This is a genomic window from Nocardioides okcheonensis, from assembly GCF_020991065.1.
GTDB classification, from domain to species: Bacteria; Actinomycetota; Actinomycetes; order Propionibacteriales; family Nocardioidaceae; genus Nocardioides; species Nocardioides okcheonensis.
On record NZ_CP087710.1, the window covers coordinates 2,103,443 to 2,126,291 of the forward strand.

Genomic DNA, 22,849 nt, shown 5'->3' on the forward strand with positions numbered 1-22,849 from the left:
GCCACCGAAGGCCTCGACGTGGGCCCCCGACGTCCTCGTGGGAGAGAGGACGGCGCCAACTCTTCCGCACGCGGCACCCCGTCAGGAAGCACTTGACGCAACATTGACGGACCGGGTCGGCCGCCCGGTCAGGACTTCAGCAGCTTGAGCACCGCGCGCTCGAGCGCGGCCTGGCGCGCGTCGGCGGAGTCGTAGGTCGTGCGCACCGTGATCGTCCGGCCGTGCTCGTAGGCCTCCACCACGCGGGGGTCGACGTACGACGTCCGCGCCAGGGTCGGGGTGTTGCCGAGGAACTCCGACACCTCCTTCATCGCCGAGGCCACCGCGCGCTTGCGTGACGCCTTGGTGGCCCCCGGCTCGTCGCTCCCGGCCAGCGCGGCGGCGGCGATGACGGTCGCGTGCCAGGTGCGGAAGTCCTTCGCGGTGGCCTCGATGCCGAAGCAGGTGCGGATGTAGTCGTTGACGTCGGAGGACGACAGGTCCTTCCAGGTCGTGCCGTCCTTCCACGCCAGCAGCTCGTCGCCGCCGCCGCGGCGGCGCCGCATCACGTCGAGGGCGTCGATCGCGGCCGGGTCGTCGATGTCGATGCAGTGCTCCACGCCCGACTTGCCGACGAAGCAGAACCGCAGCCCACCCTGGTGGCGCGAGACGTGCTCCTTGAGCATGGTGGTGAGCCCGAACGAGCCGTTGGTGTCGGTGTAGACGTCGTTGCCGATGCGGAAGTAGCCGAGGTCGAGCAGGCGGACCGCGACCGCGCAGGCGCGCTCGAGCGTCATCCCGTCGGAGCCGATGTCGGCCAGCACCCGTTCGCGGGCCTTCGACAGCGCCTTGCCGAAGCCGAGGATCCGGTCGAACTTCGCGGCGTCCCGGCTGGAGCGCCACTGCGGGTGGTAGAGGTACTGGCGCCGGCCGGCGTCGTCCGTGCCGACGGCCTGCAGGTGGCCGTGGGGGTGCGGGGTGATCCAGACGTCCTGCCACGCCGGCGGGATGACCAGGTCCTTGCACCGCTGGACCTGCTCGGCGTCGAGCTTCTCGCCGTGCTGGTCGAGGTAGGTGAAGCCCTTGCCGACGCGCCGCCGCGTCCAGCCCGGCTGGTCGGGGGACGTTCGCCGGAGTCGGGGCATGCCGGCGAACCTAGCCCGCTCCCCCGCGCCCGGCGGACACCCAGAGGGAGGGGTCAGGAGCCCAGGACGGCGGCGACCTCGTCGTGGGCGGCGCGGCCGAAGGCCACGATGCGCGCCTCCTCCACGTCGGTCTCCGTCTCGCGGAGGGTGTCGACCGCGGCGCGGATCGCGTCGCCCCGTGGCCAGCCGTAGACGCCCGCACTCACCAGCGGGAACGCGACCGACCGGGCCCCGATCTCGTCGGCGACGGCCAGGGCGCCGGTGTAGCAGGAGGTGAGCAGGGCGCGGTCGCGCTGGCCGCGCGTCCAGTCGGGGCCGACGACGTGGATCACCCAGCGGGCGGGCATCAGACCGGCCGTGGTCCAGCCGGCGTGCCCGGTCTCCAGCCCGTGCGGGAAGCGGCGTACGCAGTCGGCGAGCACCTCGGGACCGCCGGCGGCGTGGATCGCGCCGTCGACGCCCAGCCCACCGCGCATCGCCCGGTTGGCGGCGTTGACCACCGCGTCGACCTGCTGGGCGGTGATGTCGCCCTCGACGAGGGTGACCCGCGCGGTCACGACGCCCCGCCGCCGTCGCGCAGCACCCGCCGCGCCAGCTCGGACTGCGTCGCGGTGAGCAGGTGCTCCGGGACCCGGACCGGGTCGCCCCCGTCGACGCGGAAGCTGTAGACGAACATGTCCGGCTTCGGCGGCGTGAAGGAGCCACGGGGACCCGACAGACCGGCCTCGTCGACGAGCGGACGCAGGTCGGCGAGGCCGGGGTCGTCGAGGTCGACCTCGGCGGTCTCGGTCCGGCCGGCGAAGCCACCGGTGCGCTCCACCCGCAGCCTCCGCCCGGCCGGCGCGGTCCGCGGGGGCGTGCCCGGGACGGCGCCGGCGCCGGGCCGCACCCCGACCTGCTCCCACGCGCCGGAAACGGCGTCGGCGTGCTCGCCCGCCGCCGCGACCGTCGCCGCGGCGAACTCGGCGAAGTCGGCGTCCGACGACACTGAGCCGCCGGAGATCGCGGCGTACCAGATGCGGCCGGCCCCCTCGACCGCGCTGCCGCCGATCGCGACGGCCGCGAGCTGGAAGGCCTTGTTGGGGATGCCGGAGTTGAGGTGGACGCCGCCGTTGTCGTCGGTGGTGTCGACGTAGTCGTCCATGTGGCCGACCTGCGGGTCGGCGCCGAGCTCGGGGTCGTCGTAGGCGGTGCCGGGTGCGGCCATGTCGCGCAGCGCCCGTGCCTGCACCGCCGGGGTGAAGATGCCCTCGCCGATCAGCCAGTCGCCCGCGGCCGCGTCCTGGCCGAGCAGCCGCTGCTTGAGGCAGGAGGCGAAGGCGTCGGCGACCGACTCGTTGAGCGCACCGGACTGGCCGGAGTAGGTGAGGTCGCACGTGTGCTCGACGACGGCGTGGCCGAACTCGTGGGCCAGCACGTCGACGGGCTTGGTGAACCGCTCGAACACGCGCCCGTCGCCGTCGCCGAAGACGAGCTGGGTGCCGTCCCAGAAGGCGTTGTCGTAGTCCACGCCGTAGTGGACGGTCAGGCTGACCGGCGCGCCCGCGTCGTCGAAGGAGTCGCGACCGAAGCCGTCGGCCCACATCGCGAGGGTCGCGGTGATGCCGTCGGCCGCCTCGTCGACGGCGACGTCACCGGTGGCGTCCTCACCCGTCCGCCGCGCGGGCGTGCCGGGCAGCTCGGTCGTCGAGCCGGCGTCGTGCACGGTCCAGGCCGCGGCGTCGACCGCGACCGCGGGGCGCACGGCACGGTCGGCGCCCGCGCGCCGCTCGCGCAGCGCGCGGTCGGCGTCGGCCTGGGCCTGCCCGACGCGCTCGGCCAGCCAGGGCGGGATGAAGGTGCAGCGTGTCCGGTCGTGGTCCCGAGAGGTCGTCATGGGACAGGTCTACCCGTCCGCACCGACAGCCGGAAGGGGCCGGATCAGCAGGGGCTGTAGTCGAACGTCATGTCGCTGACGTAGATCGCCTGGTCCTGGTCGAGGGTGTTGTCGAAGCTGCGGGCGTAGTTGCTGTAGGCGATCTGGAACGACGTCAGCGGACCGGGGAGCCGCAGGGTGAGGTTGCCCCCGGAGCCCTCGGCGTTGTCGGCAGCGTTGGTGTAGTAGCTCTGGTAGAAGTACTCGCGCCCCTGGCCGTCGGTCGTCGTGAGGACGCTCGACGACTTGCTCAGCACGACGTAGCTCGCGCTGATCCGCAGCAGGTCGAGGAAGTCGGTGTCCTGGGAGTCGATGTCGGTGATCGTGAACTCGAGGTTCGACACCGGCCTGGAGAACGTGAACGTGTAGGTGCCGAGGTCGCCGAGCCCCTGCGGCGAGCTGGACGTCGTGGCCTGCCACAGGCTCAGGCCGGAGACGCCGAGCCCGCCGACGCGCGGGGCGATGCGGAAGTTCGGGTTGGGCGTGGAGCCGGCGGTCTCCGAGCCGGGCTTCATGTTGCCCGTGTAGGCGGCCGTGACGTCGAGCGACATCGGCAGCACGGGCCCCGTGCCGTCGGGATCGAGGGTGAGCGTCGCCGCGGTGTTGCTGGTCCGGTTGAACGACGCGTTGGTGCCGTCCCAGTCGAGCAGCTGGCCGACGCGGACGTCGCAGGGCGACGCGGCGTACGCCGGCGCGGTCGCGGCGGCCGCGATCACGGGCACGCTCCACGCGGCCGCTCGGGTGATCGTGCGGCGCGACGGGCGCAGGTCGGTGGTGTCGGTGTCGATCGTCATCAGGTCTCCGGCGCGGCCGTGCTGCTCGGGGGGTGCAGTCACCAGCCGCGCTGGAAGGGTGATCGGCCGCGCGGGGCCCGACGTGAGGAGTCGGCCGACAGGTCCAGACCGGCGTCAGCTCAGCAGGGCTTGTAGTCGAACCTCAGGTCGCTGACGTAGATCGTCTGGTCCTGGTCGAGCTGGTTGTCGAAGGCCGCCGCCGAGTTGGTGTAGCGGATCGTGAAGCTCGAGATCGGCCCGGCGTAGGTGACGGAGAGGTTGCCCGCAGCGCCAGTGGTGTTGTCGGTGGGGGTGTTCTCACCGGTCGCGATGAAGTACTCGCCGATGCCGGCGGCCGTCGCCCTGGTGATGGTGGCCGGGTGGGTCGCGGTGTAGCCGCTGGTGAGGGTCAGCGCGTCACGGAAGTCGCCCGTCGCGGAGTCGATGTCGGTGATGGTGAAACGCAGGTTGGTGACCGGGCGCGAGAACGTGAAGGTGTACGTCCCGGTGTCGCTCGTCGGCGCCGGGCTGGTGGAGGTCGTCGACTGCCAGAGGCTGATGCCGGACTGGGTGAGGTTGCCGACGTTCGAGGCCAGTCGGAGGCTGGGGTTGGTGCGGTTCTGCGGGAACTCGTAGCCGGCCTTCATGCCGCCGGTGTAGGACGCGGCGACGTCCAGCGTGAGCACGGGGATGCCGGTCGCGGGCGTCAGGCTCGCGCGCGCCGCCGTGTCGCTGGTGCGGGAGAAGGCGACGTTGGTGGCGTCCCAGTCCAGCAGCTGGTTGGTGCGCTGGTCGCAGGGGGAGGCGGCGTAGGCGGGCGCGGCCGTGGCCGCAGCGACGACCGGGACGCTCCAGGCGGCGGCGCGGGTGACCGTGCGCCGGGAGGGGCGCAGCTCGTTCGAGGTGACGTCGTCGTACTTCACAGGTTCTCCGGGGGAAGTGGCGCTCGTGGGGGTGGTTGCGCGTTCTACTAGACGGTAGTCGGCACTCGGGCACACACCGGTAACAACGAGTTGCACCGGCATGAGACCTCCGCCACGCTCTTCGTCGACGACGTCGCCGCGGATGGGTGCCGGGGCGCACGAAATCTCGATATCCGCCCGCCCGCACTAGACTCGGTCGCGCTGCGGCCGTGTCGGCCGCGCCCCCGGCCGCTCGGCCGCTCGTCTCCGCCCGGAAGGCTCCTGCATGTCCACGAAGTCCCGCTCCGACCTGCGCAACGTCGCGATCGTCGCCCACGTCGACCACGGCAAGACCACGCTCGTCGACGCGATGCTCCGCCAGGCCGGTGCGTTCACCGCCCACCAGGCCGAGAGCGTCGCCGACCGCGTCATGGACTCCGGTGACCTCGAGCGCGAGAAGGGCATCACGATCCTCGCGAAGAACACCGCGGTCCACTACGCCGGTCCGGCCGGCGGCGGGCAGCCGATGGTCATCAACATCATCGACACCCCCGGCCACGCCGACTTCGGCGGCGAGGTCGAGCGCGGCCTGTCGATGGTCGACGGCATCGTGCTCCTCGTCGACGCCTCCGAGGGTCCGCTCCCCCAGACCCGCTTCGTGCTCCGCAAGGCGCTCAACGCCGACATGCCGGTGATCCTCGTCGTCAACAAGACCGACCGCAGCGACGCGCGCATCAGCGAGGTCGTCGACGAGTCCTACGAGCTCTTCATGGACCTGCTCGACGAGTCCCACAGCCAGGACGCGCTCGACTTCCCGGTCGTCTACGCCTCGGGCAAGGCCGGCATCGCCTCCCTCGAGCAGCCCGAGAACGGCGCCATGCCCGAGGGCAGCGACCTCGAGCCGCTCTTCAAGACGATCCTCGAGACCATCCCCGCGCCGCAGTACGACGAGGGCGCGCCGCTGCAGGCCCACGTCACCAACCTCGACTCCTCGCCGTTCCTCGGTCGCCTGGCCCTGCTGCGCATCCACCAGGGCCACCTGAAGAAGGGCCAGACGGTCGCGTGGATCAAGCGCGACGGTGGCGTCAAGAACGTCCGGATCACCGAGCTCCTCATCACCGAGGGCCTCGAGCGCGTCCCCGGCGAGTCCGCCGGCCCCGGTGACATCGTCGCCATCGCCGGCATCCCCGACATCACCATCGGCGAGACCCTCGCCGACGCGGAGAACCCGGTCGCGCTGCCGCTCATCCACGTCGACGAGCCGGCCATCTCGATGACCATCGGCACCAACACCTCGCCGCTGGTCGGCAAGGTCAAGGGCGCCAAGGTCACCGCCCGCCTGGTCAAGGACCGCCTCGACTCCGAGCTCATCGGCAACGTGTCGCTGCGCATCCTCCCGACCGAGCGTCCCGACGCCTGGGAGGTCCAGGGCCGGGGCGAGCTCGCGCTGGCGATCCTCGTCGAGCAGATGCGCCGCGAGGGCTTCGAGCTCACCGTCGGCAAGCCGCAGGTGGTCACCCGCGAGGTCGACGGCAAGGTGCACGAGCCCTTCGAGCGCCTCACCATTGACGCGCCGGAGGAGTACCTCGGCACCATCACCGAGCTCCTCGCGACCCGCAAGGGCCGCATGGAGGGCATGACGAACCACGGCACCGGCTGGGTCCGCATGGACTTCGTGGTCCCCTCGCGCGGCCTGATCGGCTTCCGCACCGAGTTCCTCACCGAGACCCGCGGCACCGGCATCGCCCACCACATCTCCGAGGGCTACCACCCCTGGGCCGGCGAGATCCGCTCGCGCAACAACGGCTCGCTGGTGGCCGACCGCGCCGGCGCGGCGACGGCGTACGCGATGACCTCCCTGCAGGAGCGCGGCGTGCTGTTCGTCGAGCCCACGACCGAGGTCTACGAGGGCATGATCGTCGGCGAGAACTCGCGCGCCGACGACATGGACGTCAACATCACCAAGGAGAAGCAGCAGACCAACATCCGGTCCGCGACCTCCGACAACTTCGAGAAGCTGATCCCGCCGAAGCGGCTCTCCCTCGAGCAGTGCCTGGAGTTCTGCCGCGAGGACGAGTGCGTCGAGGTCACGCCCGAGCAGGTCCGCATCCGCAAGGTCGTCCTCGACGCCAACGCGCGCGCCAAGACCGCGAGCCGGGCCCGCAAGGCCAACAAGTAGGACCTTCGGCGGTCGGGGACACTGGACGCGTGACAGGTCCCCGACTGCTGGCCCCGGCAGTGACGTTCGACGCCTCGCTGGAGCCGCTGGCCTGGGGGCGGTCGACCTACGTGGTCGTCCGGCTGCCCGAGGCGCTGGTGGCCTCCGCGGAGGCGGTCGGCACGCGGCGCCTCGACGGCCTGGTCGAGGACGTGGCCGTGAACCTCGCGATCACGCGGGCCGACGTGCTCGACGTGCCGTTCCTGTGGGCCGGCGCGCCGCTGCGCCGCCGGCTCGGCGCGCGCACCGGTGACGCCGTGCGCTGCGTCCTGGCGCCGGTCGACCCGGACCACGTCCCCGTCGCGGACGACGTGCGTGCAGCGCTAGCCGCCGCGGGCGTCGAGGCCGCGTTCGACGGGCTGCGCCCGGCCGAGCGACGCCGGCGGCTGGTGCCCGTCGAGGACGCGGCGCGCCCCGACACCCGCGCCCGACGCCTGGCCGACCTCGTCGCGGGACTCCGCTGACGCAGTCCTCCGACCCCGTGGAAGGCTTCTCCCATGCAGCCTGCTGAGCAGACCGGCCGCGACGACTCCGTGCCGACCGACCCCGCGTCGGTCGGCGCCGCGCTGGCGACCTGGCTGGAGGACCTCGGCCTCGCCGAGCAGCTGACGGCGGCCGGACTGCCGACCTTCGTCCGCGACGGCGACGTCGTGTCCTGGCGCGACCCGCTCAGCGGGGAGCGGCTCGCCGACGACCGGCTGCTCGAGCTCGACCGGATGCTGCGCTCGGTCGGCGACGACCCGGCCCACGGCGTGCCGGTCGAGCTGGTGCGGCTGCGACGCGAGGGCCGGTTGCGCGCGGCGCTGCTGGACGGCGGCTGGCTCGACTACGCCGGGGTCGCCCGGCTGCGCGGGGTCTCGGAGAACGCCGCCCGGTTCGCGGTCCACAAGGCCGCCGAGCGGCGCACCCTGCTGCTGGTGCAGCAGGAGGGCCGCACCCTGGTGCCGTCGTTCCAGCTCGACGGGGCCGGCGAGGTGCGTCCCGAGCTGCTGACGGTGCTCGAGCCCCTGCTCGCCGCGCGGATCGACCCGTGGCGGGTGTGGATCTGGCTCACCTCGCCCGCCGGCCTGCTGTCCGGCGGCGTCCCCCACGAGGTCGCCCGCGACCCCGAGGAGCAGGCGTACGTCCAGCGTGCCGCGGTCGCGCTCGCCGAGCGCAGCCGTCCCGGGCGTCGCTGACGCGTCAGCCGACCCGGTCGAGGCGTCGGATGTTGGTCCACCCCTCGTAGCCGCGGCGCTCGAGCGCGCGCAGGACGCGACGCGCCCCGGGCACGGACGCGAGGAAGACCGAGTCGAGCAGGTCGGCGAGGTCCGCGGGCAGCATCTGCTCCCCCCACGACTCGGGCGGGACCTGGTCGAGCTGGTCGGCCAGGTCGCCCGCGACGACGTCCAGCCGCGGGTCGTCCGCGTCCCAGCGGATCACCTCGGCGAGCTCGCGGTAGAGCTCGCGCACGTGCTCGTCCTCGAGCTGGGCGGTCTTCATGTCCATGTAGAAGGCCATCCGGTCCGGGATCTGCGCGGCGACCAGGATCCACGCGTCGCGCTCGGCCGCGACCATCTCCTCGGGCACGCCCACCGCGCGCAGCCGCTCGAGGTAGGTCACCGCGGCGGGCGGCAGGGCCAGGCTCTCGCCGGCCGCGAGCCGGGCGATCCGCTCCCGGTGCCGCTGGCGCTCGCGGATCTCGGCGCGCAGCCTGCGGTCGATGTCGTCGACCGCCGCCGCGAACTCCGCCTCGCCCGCCCCGAGCAGCTCCTCGACCCGCGACAGCGGGACCCCGGCGTCGGCGAGCGTGCGGATCCGGACCAGGCGGACGACCGCGCCCGCGTCGTAGCGCCGGTAGCCCGAGTGGTCGCGCTCGGGCTCCGGCAGCAGCCCCTTGGCGTGGTAGTGCCGCACCGTGCGGACGGTGACGCCCGCGTAGGCCGCGAGCTGGCTGATCGTCAGCATGACCCGATCCTCCCCCAGGTCGGTCCGCGCCGGCTCACGCCGTGCGGCGGCGGTAGGTGCGCATCGCGAGGGCGTACGCCACGACGAGCAGGCCGAGGCACCAGGCCACCGCCGTCCACCCCTCGTCGCCGACCGGCCGGTCGGCGAGCAGGGCGCGGAGCGTGTCGACGATCGGCGTGACCGGCTGGTGCTCGGCGAACCAGCGCACCGGGCCCGGCATGCCGTCGGTCGGCACGAACGCCGAGCTGACGAACGGCAGGAAGATCAGCGGGTAGGAGAAGCCGCTCACCCCGTCGACCGAGGTCGCGGTCATGCCCGGGATCACGGCGAGCCAGGTCAGGGCGAGGGTGAAGAGCACCAGGATCCCCGCGACGGCCAGCCAGGCGGCGAGGCCGGCGCTGGAGCGGAAGCCCATCAGCAGCGCCACCAGCACGACCAGGACGAGCGAGACCAGGTTGGCGACCACCGAGGTCAGCACGTGGCTCCACAGCACCGCCGAGCGGGCGATCGGCATCGACCGGAAGCGCTCGAAGATGCCGCCCGAGACGTCGGTGAAGAGCCGGAACGCGGTGTAGGCGATGCCCGACGCGACGGTGACGAGCAGGATGCCGGGCAGGAGGTAGTCGACGTAGGCGCCGTCGCCGCCGGTGTCGATCGCCGCGCCGAAGACGTAGACGAACAGCAGCAGCATCGCGACGGGCGTCACCGCGGTGGTGATGATCGTGTCGGGACTCCTGAGCACGTGCCGCAGCGACCGACGGGTCAGGACGAGGGTGTCGCCGAGCAGGTGGCCGTTCGGCGACGCCGCGGCGGTCGGGGCGGGACGGGTGTCGGTGCGGGTGCTCATGACGCGGCTCCTCCGGTGGTCCGGGCGGTGGTGGCGGTGGCGGCGGGGCGGCCGACGACGGCGAGGAAGACGTCCTCGAGGGACGGCTGGCGCTCGACCTGCTCGACGGTGACGGGCGGGAGCAGCCGCGTGAGGTCGGCGAGCGTGCCGTCGGCGATGATGCGTCCCTCGTGCAGGATCGAGATCCGGTCGGCGAGCCGCTCGGCCTCCTCGAGGTGCTGCGTGGTCAGCAGGACCGTCGTCCCGCGCCCGGCGAGCTCCTCGACGGTGCGCCAGACGTCGTTGCGCGCCTGGGGGTCGAGCCCGGTGGTGGGCTCGTCGAGGAACAGCACCGGCGGGTCGCCGATGAGGCTCATCGCGATGTCGACGCGACGGCGCATGCCGCCGGAGTACGTCGCGACCCGCCGCGGACCCGCCTCGACGAGGTCGAACCGCTCGAGCAGGGCGTCGGCCGTCGCGGTCGGGTCGGGCACCCGTCGCAGCTGGGCGACGAGGACCAGGTTCTCCCGACCGGTGAGCACCTCGTCGACCGCGGCGAACTGCCCGGTGAGGCTGATCGAGGCCCGTACGCGTGCGGGGTCGGTGGCCACGTCGTGCCCGTCCACCCGCGCCGTCCCGGCGTCGCCGCGCAGCAGCGTGGCGAGGATCCGCACGGCGGTCGTCTTGCCGGCGCCGTTGCTGCCGAGCAGGGCGTGGACGGTGCCGCGGCCGACGGTCAGGTCCACGCCGCGCAGGACGTGGTGGTCGCCGTAGGACTTGGTGAGCCCGACGACCTCGATGGCTGGTGTCGTTGTCATGGCAGCAGCGTGCGACGTTGACGCTGCGTCAGGGTCAAGCGCTGCGTGCCCACGGGTCCGGGGGACGGCTCGGCCGCCGTCCTCCGGGCGGTCGCTGGCTCAGCGTCCCGCCCAGTCGACCGATCCCGTCCACACGACCTCCACGTCGTCGTCGATGCCGAAGTACGCGCGCGCCAGGCCCTCGAAGTCGGCGTGGTCGGAGTCCAGGGCGAAGGACGGCCGCATGTCGTCCCAGGGGTAGGTCCAGGGGATCTCGACGGCTCCGTCCACCCGCTGCCGGTCGACCTCGGCCTCGACGTGGGCGATCCAGGCGTGGTTGTCGCCGACCTTGTCGAGCATCTCGAAGGCCAGCGCGGGGGCCGTCACCAGTCCGGCGCCGAGGAGCGCGGCGGAGGCGAGCCACGTCCCGGAGACCGCGGAGTCCCCGTGCGGCTGCCGTGCGCCCTCGCGGGCGACCGTCCGGGCCAGCAGCGACACCGCCAGCACGAGGAGGAGGTACTCGGCGAAGAACCACGCGCGACCGGGGAGCAGGCCGCCGGCGACCGGGAGGGCGAGCCCGCCGGCCACGGCCCCCAGGACCACGACGTCGCCGGGCTCGACCCGTGCCGGGCGCGCGGCCCGGGCCGCGCACACGGCGACGCCGGCCGCGACCAGGACGACGACGCCCGCCACGGGGTAGCCACCGGTGACCCGGTGGCCGACGCTCACCACCGCGAGCAGCACCACCGCGCCCGCGGCCGGGAGGAGGGTCCTCGGGGCGACCCCGCGCCGGACGGACCACAGCACGACCGAGGCGAGGACGAAGCCGAGCAGCGGCACGAGCGCCAGCACGATGAAGGAGAGGGCGAGGTCGGCCCGGGCCAGCAGGGACTCCTCCGCCGCCTGGCGCTGGTCGGAGTCCACCGCACGGCTCCACAGACCGGGGGTCGCGAGCTTGCACCCGACGGCCACGACGGGTGCCACGAGCAGCGGCAGGAGGCGCCGCCGCTGGTCGGGCCGCCGGACCGCGACGACCGCGGCCGCGACCACCGCACCGGCGACGACGCCGGCGAGCACCTCGTGGAAGAGCGTCCCGATCACCAGGGGGACCGCGGCCGCGACGGCCCAGCCGCGGGCGACCGGATCCCCCGCCACCGCGCGGACGACCGGGACCAGACCGACGGTGACGAGGAAGAGTCCGGTGGCGTAGCCCGAGGACGCGGCGCCGAAGAGCACCAGCTGGCCGATCAGGCGTCGGTCGAGCCCGAGCAGCACGAACGGCGTGACCGCGGCGAGCACCGGCACGGCGAACCAGGGCAGCCGCGCGGCCGTCGCGCGCGGCACGAGGAGCGACAGCCAGACGAAGGTCGAGCCGCCGAGCAGCGCGCAGGCGAGCGCCACGTAGGCACGGGCCGCCGGTTCGCCCGCCGAGGCGACGAGGGAGAACACCGAGTCGGCGATGCGCCCGTTCTGCACGACCACGTCGTGGTGCAGCATCGCCCTCACGTCGCCGACGGTGTGGAGCCCGCTGCCGCGGACGATGAAGCCCATGTCGTCGACGGACAGGATCGACCGGCTCAGCACGAGTCCCCAGAAGCCGAGGGACGCCCCGAGCAGGACGGCGACCAGCCAGCGCTGCCGGTGGTCACCCGCCGCCGCGCGCGCCGACGTCACCCGCACCGTGTCCCCCACGGGCCCGGAGTCTGTCACGGACGAGGGCACCGGCGGACCCGATCCGTGGCGCGGGCTCAGCAGCCGTTGGCGGTGAAGGTGAAGTCGCTGAGCAGGATGCCCTGGGGGCCGGGGGTGCCCGCGTTCCAGTAGATGAGGTCGAACGTCCGGAACGACGCGCCGCCGCTGTAGGTGACGGTGACGTTGCCGGCGCCGCTGGTGTCGTCGAGCCCGCCCGAGGGGCCCGTGTAGCGGAACGCCCCGGTCTCGGTCGTCGTCTCGGCACCCAGGCTGCCGACGCCGGCGACCAGGGGCGCCCGGGTGTAGCGCGTGGGCTGCGGGCTCAGGCTGACCCTGTCCCAGAAGTTCCCGGCCAGGTCGAGGTCGACGATGGTGAAGCTCAGCGCGCTCACGGCGCGCGCGAAGGTCACGGTGATCGTCTGCCGGTTGGCGTTGACCGTGCTGGTCGTGGTCGAGCGGATCGCCAGCCCGCGCTCGTTGGCGCCGAGGCCGCCGATGTTGAGGGTCGGCAGGACGGTGAGGTTGGAGTCGAAGCGGGTCGCCGTGCCGCCGAGCGTGCTCGCGAACGTCACGTTCATGGTCTGGCCGCCCGCGCTGCCCGCGACGACCGCGGTGCCGGAGTTGGGGTTGGCGGTGAGGCTCGCCGGCGGCGTGTACGGGGTGGTGCCCCAGTCGATGCGATAGGTCTGCGGGTCGCAGGGCGAGGCGGCGAACGCCGGCGCCGCGGCCACCAGCGAGATCGTCGGCACGCTCCAGGCGGCGCCGCGCACGAGGCTGCGGCGGGTGGTCCTGGGGGTGTCAGGGGTCGACGGCACGAACGATCTCCTACGAGGGTCCCGAGTTTCCTGCGTGTTGATCGTTCTTTACTTTAGCGGGCCGGACCAATGCCCGCCGCCGGGGGCCGGTGCCCGTCAGGCGCGGCGCAGCGTGGGCGCCAGCACCAGCAGCCCCAGCAGCGGCAGGACCGCCAGCACCAGCAGCGCGCCGGACATCCCCACCGTCCCGCCGAGCCCGGCCACGACGGCCGACCCGATGCTGCCGCCGACGAGGAAGAGCAGCGTGGAGACGCCGAGCGACACGCCCCGCACCTCCTCGTGGACGGCGTCGCCGACGGCCGCGCTGAGGGCCGGCTGCCCGAGCCCGAAGGCGAACGTGACGAAGACGATCGCGACCACGAGCACCGCAGCGCTGACGAGGAACGCGCCGAGCGCCGCGACGAGCAGGGCCGAGGACGCGACCACTCCGGCGATGGCGAGCGCCCGCGCGGGACCGATCCGGTCGAGCAGCGGCCCGGTCACCTGGGGCACGAGCAGCGCGACGAGGGCGCTCGGGACCATGGCGAGCCCGACCTGCCAGGCCTCCCACCCGTGGGAGAGCAGCACCGCAGGCATCGCGATGAGCATCGCGAACCAGGAGGCGGGCACCGCGGCGGCCGCGACGGCACTGCGGATAACCACCGGGTTGCGGACCACCTCGACGGGGAGGAACCCGTCCGGGCGACGGCGCACGGAGGCGCGCACGGCCGGGACGCCAGCCACGAGCAGGACCGCACCGATGCCCGCGACGACCAGTCCGGCCGACGGCGACTGCACCAGCAGCACCACCCCGGAGGCGGTGAGGGCGACCAGGACGGCGCCCACGACGTCGAGGCGGGCTCCGCTGCCGCCGGTGTGCAGGGCGTTCCAGAGGAACGGGACGACGAGCGCGCCGAGCACCGGCAGCGCCATCACCGCCCGCCAGCCGCCGACGGACTCGACCAGGCCGCCGACGAGCGGGCCGAGGCAGCTCACGGCCGCCGCCGTGCCCGCCAGCCGGCCGAACGCGAGTCCGCGCACCGAGCCGTCGTAGCGCGCGGAGAGGATCGCGACGCCGAGGGTGGGCACGGCTGCCGCGCCGGCACCCTGCACCACCCGGGCACCGAGCAGCACCTCGAAGGTGGGCGCGACGGCGGCGACGAGGGCGCCGACGGACATCAGCACCAGCCCGGCGAGCAGGGGTGCGCGGACGCCGACAAGGTCGGAGATCCGGCCGTAGAGCGCCGTGGTGACGGCGAGCATCAGGACGTACAGGCTGATCGTCCAGGCGGCGAGCCCGGGCCCGACGCCCAGGTCGGGACCGAGCAGCGGCAGCGTCACCGCGGCGCTCGAGGACCCCATCCCGGCGAGGCCGAACAGCAGCCCGAGCAGCGTCGCGACCCGGCGGGAGTCGTCAGCCGGGACGGCGGTGTCGGGGTGGGCGGCACTCGTGGAGGTCATCGGGGAGTGACAACCACCCGGCGGCCCGCCTCATTCCTGCGTCAGCAGATGACCGGCTGGAACGACAGGTTCGAGATGCCGATGAACGGCGACCCGGCGGCAGCCAGCGACTGGATGTAGGTGAACGACACCGACGACACCGCGGACGACCAGCTGACCGCGACGTTGCCGTTGGTCGAACTGCCCTGCGTGTTGGACGAGGTGTCATTGCCGTTCGCGCGGAACGGGCTGGCCACCGTGCCTGCACCGCGGACGTAGGTGGTGTTCGCGATCACGTACGCGAAGCCGCCGGTGCCGACCGACACGTTGTCGTTCCAGCTGTTGCCGCCCGAATCGATGTCGAGGAACGAGAAGCCGAGGTTGAGCACGCTGACCGCCTTCCCGTCGCGGGTGAAGCTGATCGTCGCGGTCTGCGAGCTGCCGTCGGCCGACGTGCTGTAGAAGCGCAGGTTGCTCGTCTGGCCGCCCGTGGCGGTCGTGGAGACGGTCCGGTTGTTGGCGGCGCCGGTCTGGCCCGTGACGGCCAGCGTGACCACGACCCCGCCCACCGTCGTGCTGCTGAACGTCGTGCCGTTGCCCAGCGACGCCCAGGCCAGCGTCACGGCCGGGCACGGCGAGGCGGCGAAGGCCGGGGCGGCCGTGGTCGCCGCGATCACCGGGACGCTCCAGGCGGCTCCGCGCACGAGGCTCCGACGGGACGTGCTGATGACCTCGTCCATGCCACCACTCCGAGCGGTGAGGGGATTCCTTCACCGATCAGGGTAGGGGGTGGACGATCAGCCGTGTCGAGTCACGCTGCCGCTGATCCGGCGTGGGCGTCGGCGTCAGCAGGGCTTCCAGCCGAACGACAACCCGGAGATGAACACCTTCTGGTCGCCGTCGATCTGGTTGCTCGAGGTGTCCGAGAGGTTCCAGTAGTACACGTCGAACGACGTGGCGCTCGGCATGGAGATGGTGACGTTGCCGTCGGCCGAGCTGTTGTCGACGGGGGCGTTGGCACCGGCAGAGCGCAGGGGGTTGCCGGTCGAGCCGTTGCCCGTGATCAGCGTCGGGTTGGCGATGGTGGGCGTGAACGACGCACCCACGATCGCGATCGCGTCGAGGAAGTCCCGGGCGGCGGAGTCGATGTCCCGCAGGGTGAACACGAGGTTCGTCACCGGCCGCGAGAACGTGAAGCGGGTGATGGAGCGGTTGGACGAGGTGGTCCAGGTGTTGACCTTGTTGCCGTCCCGCACCGGCGACTGGTGGAGGGTCAGGCTCGCCACGGTGTTGGAGGAGCCACCCACGCCGGTGTCGGTCCTGAGGTTGTCGTTCACCCCCACCTGCGAGCCGAGCTGCACGTTCGAGCCGGTCTCGACGACCGAGACCGTCAGCGTCAGCGGCTGACCGGGACCGGATCCGTCCGGGTCGGGGATCGTGTAGGTGGCGCTGGTCGCTCCCGAGCGGACGTAGCGACCGGTGTTGCCCCAGTCGACCGTGCCGGCGAGGGAGTCGCACGGCGACGCGGCGTAGGCCGGCGCCGCGGTGGCGGCCGCCACGACGGGCACGCTCCAAGCGGCTCCGCGCACGAGCGTGCGGCGAGTCGTCGTCATTCCGCGGTCGGTGATGGTCTCGGTCATGTCGTCCCCCCCAGGCGCTCGCCCCACGCGAGCTTGCTCCCAAGGTAGGAGGCCGAACGCCACGGTTCAGTTACAGAAGGACTCTTTGCGGTGCCACCGCCAAGATTTTGCCGAAGGGGCGCCGGTCAGTGGACCGTGCAGGACCCGAAGGCCACCTTGGTGACCACGATGTCGTCGCTCGCCGGCTTCCCGGCCGGCGGCTCGATCGTGTAGCGGTAGGTGAGGGTGGCCGTCGACGAGCCCGCCGGTGCGACGAAGCTGATCGCCTGCGTGGTGAACGCCTGCGTCGTGCCGGGACGGGTCAGGGTGGTGAGCACGGTGGACCCGTTCAGGAGGACCTCGAAGGTTCCCTGCGCGCTCTGCGACGCCGCGCCGTTGCCGTACTGCCAGTAGAAGGTGAAGGAACCGGCGTTGGTCGAGCCCGGGACCACGGCGAACGGCGGGCTCGTCGTGGCGAGCACCATCGCGGTCGTGCTCGACGAGGCGTTGTCCTTGTAGACGATCCACTTGTCGGCCGCGGTGTCCCACGCGTAGCCGTCGACCTTCGACGAGGGCGTGCCGCTGGTGATCGTCGTCGCGGACCACTGGCTCGACGGCGGGACCACGGGGCAGGGGATCGCCGACGCGGCGAAGGCCGGAGCGGTGGTGGCGACGGCCACGACCGGGACGGTCCAGGCGGCGCCGCGGACGACGCTGCGGCGGGACAGCTCGGGGATGAGCCTTTCAGCGGCTTCGGCCATGGCCGAGGTTCCTGTTCGATCGTGAACGCGGCTCAGGACGACGCATTCGGTAGTACGAGAGTAAGGAGCGCTCGACACGTTGTTGACGTTTTGTGTATTTCTTTACACATCGCCCTCGCGGCCGACCCGTCGCGGCCTCGCGCGGTCCGCCCCGCCGGCCCACCTACGATGCGGCCATGACCCCGGCACCGCTCGCAGCGCTCGTGGTCGTGCTGACGCTCGTCGGCGTCCTGGTCGCCAGCGGCGCGGCCAAGGCGCGCGACCGGCGGGCCACGCGCGATGCGTTCACCGCGCTGCGGGTGCCGCGCTTCGTGCCGGCCGACCTCGCCGCCGGCGTCCTGCCGTGGGCCGAGCTCGCGCTCGCGGCCCTGCTGCTGCTCGCGCCGGCAGGCTGGCTGGTCCCGGTGGCGGGCGCGGTGCTCGTCCTCCTGCTGGCCTACACCGCGCTGGTCGTGCGTGCGCTCGGGTTCGACGAGCCGGTCACGTGCTCGTGCTTCGGCAGCATCGGGCGGCACCGGGTCGACCGCACCACGGCCGGGCGCAACGTCGTGCTCAGCGTGCTGGCGGCGGTCGTCCTGGGGTTCGCCCTCGACGGTGGCTCGGCGCCGTCCGCCGTGGCCGGCCTCGACGGGGACGGGTGGTGGACGCTGGCGGCAGCGGCGACCGCGGCGGTCGTCGCCGCGCTGGTGGTCGGCGGGCCCGGGGACGATGTCGAGCCGGACACCGAGCTGCTCGACTACGAGCGCCAGGCGATCCCGTTCGGTGCGCTGACCCTCGCCGACGGCACCGCCACGACACTCGTGGAGCTCTCCCGGAGCCAGGCCAGGCTGGTCGTGGTGCTCAACCCCGGGTGCGGGCCGTGCGTGCGGACCGCCGAGAAGCTCGACGGCTGGGCCGGTCGGCTGGCGCCCGCGGTGGGTGTCGTCGCGGTCTACCCGGACCGCGGGACGGCCGTCGCCGCGACCGAGCACGCGCCGGAGCTCGCGGCGTGGGAGCCGGAGCTCAACGTGCGCCGGGTCTTCTCGGTCGGCACGCCGGGCGCCGTGCTGCTCGGCGCCGACGGGCTGATGGCCGGCGGCCCCGTCGCGGGCGAGCGCCACATCGAGGAGTTCGTGCACGACGTGATCGCCGAGCTCGCGGACGAACCGGCACCCGACGGCACCGCCGGCTCCTAGGATCGTCGGGTGACCTCCCCCCTCGTCTCGGTCGTCGTGCCCTCGCGCGGCGGAGCAGCCCGGCTCCCGGTGCTCCTGCAGGCCCTGCGGGCCCAGGACGGGGTCGACTGGGAGGCCGTGGTGGTCCTCGACGGCGACGTCGACGGCTCGGCGCAGGTCGTGGCGAGCCACGCCGGCGACCTGCCGGTCCGCGTGGTGGCGTTCGCGGAGAACCGCGGTCGTTCGGCCGCCCTCAACGCCGGGTTCGAGGCCGCCCGCGGCGAGGTGCTGGTGCGCTGCGACGACGACCTGGTCCCCGGGCCCGACTACCTCGCGGCGCACGCCGCCGCCCACGCCGCCGGACGGGTCGGTGCGGTCGGGCTCTACCGCAATGTCTACCCCGAGACGACCTACGCCCGGGTCTACGGACGCGCGTGGGACCGCCGGTTCCGCGAGGAGGCGTACTCCGTCGCGCCCGACCAGACGTGGCGCTACTGGGCGGGCAACGTGTCGGTCGGCAGGGGCGACTGGGAGCGGGTCGGGCCCTACGACGAGGGGTTCCGCGCCTACGGCTGGGAGGACGTCGACTGGGGCTACCGGCTCCAGCAGCAAGGCGTCCCGATCACGCTCGTGCCGTCGCTCGAGACCGAGCACCGGATCGCGGCCACGACGACGGCCATGCGCCTGCAGCGCGCCTTCTACTCCGGCGCGGCCCGCCGGAGGTTCGAGGCCAAGCACGGACTCCCCGTCGGCCCGCGCCGGCCGGCGAGCACGTGGGAGCGTGCCGTCGCGCTGCTCTCCGCGGTGCTCGGCGAGCGGCGGGCCGGCGCGCTGGGCTCCGCGGTCGACGCCCTGGCCCGGGTCGTCCCGCGGGCCGTCTCCGCACGGGTGGTCGCGCTCGCGATCGACGCCGCCGCCCGCGCCGGGCACCGGCGCGGCACCACCGACGGGGCGATCTGATGACCCACGACGTCACGGTCGTGGTCCCGCACCACGGCGACCCCGCGCCGACGCTCGCGCTGCTCGAGCAGCTCCGCGGCCAGACCCATCCCGTCCGCGTCGTCGTCGCCGACGACGCCTCCCCCACCCCCTTCCCCGACGTCGACGGCGTGGAGGTCGTCCGCCGCACGACCAACGGTGGTTTCGGGGCCAACGTCAACAGCGGCGCCGCGGTCGCGTCCGGCGAGGCGATCCTCGTCCTCAACAGCGACCTCGCGGTCGGGCAGACCTTCGTCGCCGACATGGTGGCCGCCGCGCGACGCCGGCCGCGCTGCGTGCTGTCGCCGCGCGTGGTCGACGAGGCGGGGCACGAGGCGTGGACCGGCCGCGCCTTCCCCCGCGTACGGCACCAGGTCGCCGCGTGGCTGACGCCGCTGGCGCGCTGGCGCGGGACGACGGCGTGGCACCGCGCCGTCGGCCACGACGTCCGCGCGCACGGCGCGGAGGCCGAGGTCGACTGGGTCGTCGGCGCCGCGATGTGGATCCCGCTCGCCGACTTCCGCGCGGTGGGCGGCTTCGACGAGCGGTTCTTCATGAACTCCGAGGAGATCGACCTCCAGCGACGGCTCCGCGAGCGGGGCGTGCGCTCCGTGGCGCTCGGCACGCCGGTCGTCGTGCACGCCGGGGGTGGCTCGTCCCCGTCGGCGTCGCGACGCCGCTGGCTCGTCGACGGCGAGCTGCGCTACGCCGACAAGTGGGGCACGAAGCGGCGCCTGCAGGCCGGGCTCGCGGTGGCGACCGGGGTCAACCTGCTGGTCAACGCCGGCCGACGCGCGGCCGGCCGGGACGTGCGCCCGCTCGAGGTCGCCCGCACCGAGCTGTCGATGATCCGGGGAGAGCGATGACGCGCGCACTGGTCCTGTCCGAGCACGACCTCGGGACGTGGGGCGGGCGGTTCCGCGCCGGCGAGGTGCCGGCTCCCCTGCCCTACGGCGTCGACGCGCTCGCCGACGGGGGCTGGACGCTCGTGGGCGCCCGGCGCGCGGAGAGCCCTCCCTGGCGCAAGGTCCGCGACGTGGTCGAGCACCGGGCCGGCTTCCCGGTCGAGCGGGCGCTGCGCGGCGCCGGCGAGGCGCGTCGGGCCGACGTCGTGCTCGCGCTGCTCGAGCAGCAGGGAGCGGCCGCCTCGCTGCTGCGCCGGGCCAAGGTGCCGCCCTTCGGGTCGACGCCGCTGGTGGTCTGGTCGTGCTGGCTCGCCGACGACCTGCGCTCCGCACCACCCGAGCAGCGCCGACGGCTCGCCCGCCGCTTCGACGGCGCCGACCTGATCAGCCACCTCTCGCGCCACGAGACCGGGATCTTCACCGACCTCGGCATCGACGAGGCCCGCCTCTTCCCGGTGACCTACGGCGTCAGCCACGAGTTCTACGTCCCGGGCGACGGTCCGCGCGACATCGCGCTGCTGGCGGTCGGGCAGGACCGGGGCCGCGACTACCGCACCCTCCTCGACGCCGTCCGCGGCACCGACCTGGTCCTCGACGTCGTCTGCAAGCCGGAGAACCTCGCCGACCTCGACGTCCCCGACAACGTGCGGGTCCACGGCACCGTGCCGCTGACCGACTACCGCCGGCTGCTCCAGCGCGCCCAGGTCGTGGTCGTGCCGACCCGCGACCTGGCGTACCCGACCGGGTCCAGCGTGGCGCTGGAGTCGGCGTCGTCCGGCGCCTGCGTCGCCGTCACCGGCACCCGCGCGATGCGCGACTACTTCACCGACGGCGTCGACTCGCGCCTGGTGGACGAGGGCGACGTGAGCGGGTGGCGGGCCGTGCTCACCGAGCTGCGGGACGACGCCGCCCAGCGCGAGCGGCTCGGCGCCGCGGCCAGGCGCAGCGTGGAGACCCGCTTCAACGCCCGGCACATGTGGACCGAGCTGGCCGACGTGATGGTCCGGCGCGGACTCGTCTGAGGCGTCACGGTCAGGGGCGGGACGCACACGCGGGCGGCACCGCGTAGACCTCGAAGTCGCCCACGGCGGCCACGCGCGTGAAGCCGGTGCTCCCCGGCACGGCCGCGATGCCCTCGTAGGTCGGGTGCAGCCACGAGAGGTAGCGGACCTCGTCGCCGCCGGTCAGCACGTGGGTGATCCCGAGCGCGGCGACGGCGTCGCACACCGTCCGGTCGGAGGCCGCTGCGTCGAGCCGCGCGTCGACGAGGTCGGTCTCCGGCGTGCCTTCGTAGAACGGCCCGATCGGGACGGTGCGAGCTCCCATGAGGTTGAGGAACGTGCCTCCGGCGAAGGGGTCCACGGCGACGGTGCTGCCGGGAGGCAAGCCGTCGGCGAGCGAGCGGAGCTCGACCAGCTCGGCGTCGGTGACGTAGTAGGCGCGGCGGTCGGCCGGCGCGTAGGTGTCGTGGACGGCCTGCTCGCCCTGTCGGGTCGCGGGCGCAGCAGCAGCGAGGAGGACGCCGAGCAGGACCACCCCACCCGCGACGGGCACCCACGCCGGTCCGCGCCCGAGCCTGTCGACCACGAGGACCACCGCGACGCTGCCCGCGAGGACGGCCGCCACGCCCAGCATGTAGACGATGCGTCCGTAGCCGGACCACCACGGCCAGGTCAGGTAGGCCACGGGCAGCAGGTCGCTCAGCTCGAACAGGAACGCGAACCCGAAGGCGACGAGCCAGGCGAAGGCGATGCCCCTCCACCCGCGGCTCACCACGGCGACCGCGACGCCGCCGAGAGTGAGCAGGGCGAGGACACCACCCGCCCAGAGCGGGACGTCACCGTTCTTGAGCAGCACGAGAACGGCGCGCCGCACCGACAGGTCGGGATCGACCGGCACGTCGAGCATCGCCTGCTGCCGGGGCACGACCCACGCGACGACCATCACGAGGACTGCTGCGAGGTGGAGGAACGCCCAGCGTCGCCCCCAGGACCAGACGGTCGGTGCCGTCAGGGTGAGGCCCAGCACCGCGATCGTGTAGGCCGCGTTCGGCTGCGCCAGCGCGGCCGCGGCCGTCGCGACCGCCGAGGCCAGCAGGGCTGCCACCAGGCCGCGCACCGGTGGCGGGTCGGGACGCATGCAGGCGAGCGCGAGGGGCACGAGGGCCCCCGGCACCATCGACGCGGCGACGAGGTTCGCCCAGACCCCGCCCAGCGGCATGAGCGCGACGGGTGCGTAGGCCAGGGACAGGGCGAGCGCCCCGGAGGACGCGAGCACCCAGGCGTTCGCCGAGACCACCCGACGGACCAGGGCGACCATGCCCAGGGGCCAGACGAGGGCCGCACAGACGAGCAGTGTGGCGTGCGACGCGACGTCCGCGTCGGTGCCCGTCCACTGCGCCACGGTGGCAGCCAGGCTGTGGAACCCGCCCGGGTAGCCGATCGGGTCGTAGAACCACACGTCCCCCGACCGCAGCGGGCTGGCGCTGTCGAGCCGGATGAGCTGGTCGACGGCCTGCAGGTGGAACTGGATGTCGGGCATCTGCGACACGGCGTCCGGGGTCGAGGTGCCCCGGACGATCTTCCAGGCGGTGCCCGCTCCGGCGACTCCCACGCCGACGGCGAACCCCAGCACCGTCCACCGTCCGCTCCCGGAGGGCACCGGGTCGGGACCCCGTCGGGTCACGAGGCGGGCCGACACCCCGCCCAGGCCCGTGAGCAGCGCCAGCACGAGCACACCGACCGCCGGCGACCACGCGACCCCTGCGAGATCGGTCGCGGCGCCGGCGACGACCAGGACGGCGAGGCCGAGCGGAGCGGACACACCGACCGCGTCGTACCGGTCGAGCCCGAGCGCCCTCGCGAGCGCCAGCCCCGGAGCCAGCAGGAGGATCCCGGCGACGACGACCGGCGCAACGGCCCCGGACCAGGCCACCGAGGTCGAGGGATCCATGGCGCACAGGGTGTCAGGTCGGCTCGGCCCGCGCAGGTGGAGTGCCGATCGC

General features: G+C 73.5%; 22 protein-coding genes. 7 read left to right on the forward strand and 15 right to left on the reverse strand.

Annotation, left to right across the window (positions count from 1 at the left end):
- Window positions 1–128: 128 nt before the first annotated feature.
- The 5 genes from LN652_RS10165 to LN652_RS10185 all read right to left on the reverse strand — a co-directional run bounded on the left by LN652_RS10165 (window position 129) and on the right by LN652_RS10185 (window position 4,735).
- A complete protein-coding gene (locus LN652_RS10165) occupies window positions 129–1,124 on the reverse strand; it encodes a DNA topoisomerase IB (protein ID WP_230444544.1) in 996 nt (331 codons plus the stop codon).
- A 53-nt stretch (window positions 1,125–1,177) separates the two neighbouring features.
- Window positions 1,178–1,681: a macro domain-containing protein gene (locus tag LN652_RS10170; RefSeq protein WP_230444545.1), complete on the reverse strand. Its 504-nt coding sequence runs from the start codon at window positions 1,679–1,681 to the stop codon at window positions 1,178–1,180.
- Window positions 1,678–3,000, reverse strand: a complete 1,323-nt coding sequence (locus tag LN652_RS10175; protein ID WP_230444546.1) for a M4 family metallopeptidase — start codon at window positions 2,998–3,000, stop codon at window positions 1,678–1,680. The genes LN652_RS10170 and LN652_RS10175 overlap by 4 nt, the downstream gene beginning before the upstream one ends.
- A gap of 44 nt (window positions 3,001–3,044) precedes the next feature.
- A complete protein-coding gene (locus LN652_RS10180; RefSeq protein ID WP_230444547.1) occupies window positions 3,045–3,875 on the reverse strand; it encodes a hypothetical protein in 831 nt (276 codons plus the stop codon).
- Between the two features lie 77 nt (window positions 3,876–3,952).
- Window positions 3,953–4,735, reverse strand: coding sequence for a hypothetical protein (locus LN652_RS10185; RefSeq protein ID WP_230444548.1), 783 nt, complete (start codon window positions 4,733–4,735; stop codon window positions 3,953–3,955).
- Between the two features lie 265 nt (window positions 4,736–5,000).
- Between LN652_RS10185 and typA the strand changes: the two genes are divergently transcribed.
- From typA to LN652_RS10200, 3 genes are read left to right on the forward strand one after another with little or no spacing between them, the layout of a single operon-like run.
- Complete coding sequence (gene typA / locus LN652_RS10190; protein ID WP_230444549.1) at window positions 5,001–6,893, forward strand: translational GTPase TypA; 1,893 nt, start codon at window positions 5,001–5,003, stop codon at window positions 6,891–6,893.
- Between the two features lie 29 nt (window positions 6,894–6,922).
- On the forward strand, window positions 6,923–7,396 hold the full coding sequence (locus tag LN652_RS10195) for a YdeI/OmpD-associated family protein (RefSeq protein WP_230444550.1): 474 nt from the start codon (window positions 6,923–6,925) through the stop codon (window positions 7,394–7,396).
- 33 nt (window positions 7,397–7,429) lie between these two features.
- Window positions 7,430–8,110, forward strand: coding sequence for a hypothetical protein (locus tag LN652_RS10200; protein ID WP_230444551.1), 681 nt, complete (start codon window positions 7,430–7,432; stop codon window positions 8,108–8,110).
- 4 nt (window positions 8,111–8,114) lie between these two features.
- On the opposite strand, the gene LN652_RS10205 is transcribed toward LN652_RS10200, so the two are convergent.
- From LN652_RS10205 to LN652_RS10245, 9 genes are all read right to left on the reverse strand, one after another.
- On the reverse strand, window positions 8,115–8,879 hold the full coding sequence (locus LN652_RS10205) for a MerR family transcriptional regulator (protein ID WP_230444552.1): 765 nt from the start codon (window positions 8,877–8,879) through the stop codon (window positions 8,115–8,117).
- A gap of 34 nt (window positions 8,880–8,913) precedes the next feature.
- Window positions 8,914–9,726, reverse strand: a complete 813-nt coding sequence (locus LN652_RS10210; RefSeq protein WP_268932249.1) for an ABC transporter permease — start codon at window positions 9,724–9,726, stop codon at window positions 8,914–8,916.
- On the reverse strand, window positions 9,723–10,523 hold the full coding sequence (locus LN652_RS10215) for an ABC transporter ATP-binding protein (RefSeq protein WP_230444553.1): 801 nt from the start codon (window positions 10,521–10,523) through the stop codon (window positions 9,723–9,725). The genes LN652_RS10210 and LN652_RS10215 overlap by 4 nt, the downstream gene beginning before the upstream one ends.
- Window positions 10,524–10,622: 99 nt before the next feature.
- The gene (locus tag LN652_RS10220) at window positions 10,623–12,194 is read right to left on the reverse strand and encodes a hypothetical protein (protein WP_230444554.1); all 1,572 of its coding nucleotides are present in this window, start codon (window positions 12,192–12,194) and stop codon (window positions 10,623–10,625) included.
- Window positions 12,195–12,250: 56 nt separating this feature from the next.
- Window positions 12,251–13,009 carry a hypothetical protein gene (locus LN652_RS10225; RefSeq protein WP_230444555.1) on the reverse strand — a complete coding sequence of 253 codons (759 nt, stop codon included), beginning with the start codon at window positions 13,007–13,009 and terminating at the stop codon, window positions 12,251–12,253.
- 96 nt (window positions 13,010–13,105) lie between these two features.
- Window positions 13,106–14,449 carry an MFS transporter gene (locus LN652_RS10230; protein WP_230444556.1) on the reverse strand — a complete coding sequence of 448 codons (1,344 nt, stop codon included), beginning with the start codon at window positions 14,447–14,449 and terminating at the stop codon, window positions 13,106–13,108.
- Between the two features lie 41 nt (window positions 14,450–14,490).
- Window positions 14,491–15,168, reverse strand: coding sequence for a hypothetical protein (locus tag LN652_RS10235; protein ID WP_230444557.1), 678 nt, complete (start codon window positions 15,166–15,168; stop codon window positions 14,491–14,493).
- A gap of 105 nt (window positions 15,169–15,273) precedes the next feature.
- A complete protein-coding gene (locus LN652_RS10240; protein ID WP_230444558.1) occupies window positions 15,274–16,068 on the reverse strand; it encodes a hypothetical protein in 795 nt (264 codons plus the stop codon).
- A 125-nt stretch (window positions 16,069–16,193) separates the two neighbouring features.
- Window positions 16,194–16,808, reverse strand: coding sequence for a hypothetical protein (locus LN652_RS10245; RefSeq protein ID WP_230444559.1), 615 nt, complete (start codon window positions 16,806–16,808; stop codon window positions 16,194–16,196).
- A gap of 176 nt (window positions 16,809–16,984) precedes the next feature.
- Here LN652_RS10245 and LN652_RS10250 point away from each other — a divergent pair, with 176 nt between their 5' ends.
- Genes LN652_RS10250 through LN652_RS10265 form a run of 4 tightly spaced genes read left to right on the forward strand, consistent with a single transcriptional unit; the run spans window position 16,985 to window position 20,867 of the window.
- Window positions 16,985–17,983 (forward strand): MauE/DoxX family redox-associated membrane protein, encoded by a 999-nt coding sequence (locus LN652_RS10250; RefSeq protein WP_230444560.1) that lies wholly within the window; start codon window positions 16,985–16,987, stop codon window positions 17,981–17,983.
- Between the two features lie 9 nt (window positions 17,984–17,992).
- On the forward strand, window positions 17,993–18,922 hold the full coding sequence (locus LN652_RS10255; RefSeq protein ID WP_230444561.1) for a glycosyltransferase family 2 protein: 930 nt from the start codon (window positions 17,993–17,995) through the stop codon (window positions 18,920–18,922).
- Window positions 18,922–19,806: a glycosyltransferase family 2 protein gene (locus LN652_RS10260; RefSeq protein ID WP_230444562.1), complete on the forward strand. Its 885-nt coding sequence runs from the start codon at window positions 18,922–18,924 to the stop codon at window positions 19,804–19,806. The genes LN652_RS10255 and LN652_RS10260 overlap by 1 nt, the downstream gene beginning before the upstream one ends.
- Window positions 19,803–20,867, forward strand: a complete 1,065-nt coding sequence (locus tag LN652_RS10265; RefSeq protein ID WP_230444563.1) for a glycosyltransferase family 4 protein — start codon at window positions 19,803–19,805, stop codon at window positions 20,865–20,867. Before LN652_RS10260 ends, LN652_RS10265 begins: the two co-directional genes overlap by 4 nt.
- A gap of 10 nt (window positions 20,868–20,877) precedes the next feature.
- Here the strand turns inward: LN652_RS10265 and LN652_RS10270 are convergent, their stop codons facing one another.
- Window positions 20,878–22,797, reverse strand: coding sequence for a DUF6541 family protein (locus LN652_RS10270; RefSeq protein ID WP_230444564.1), 1,920 nt, complete (start codon window positions 22,795–22,797; stop codon window positions 20,878–20,880).
- Window positions 22,798–22,849 lie beyond the last annotated feature (52 nt).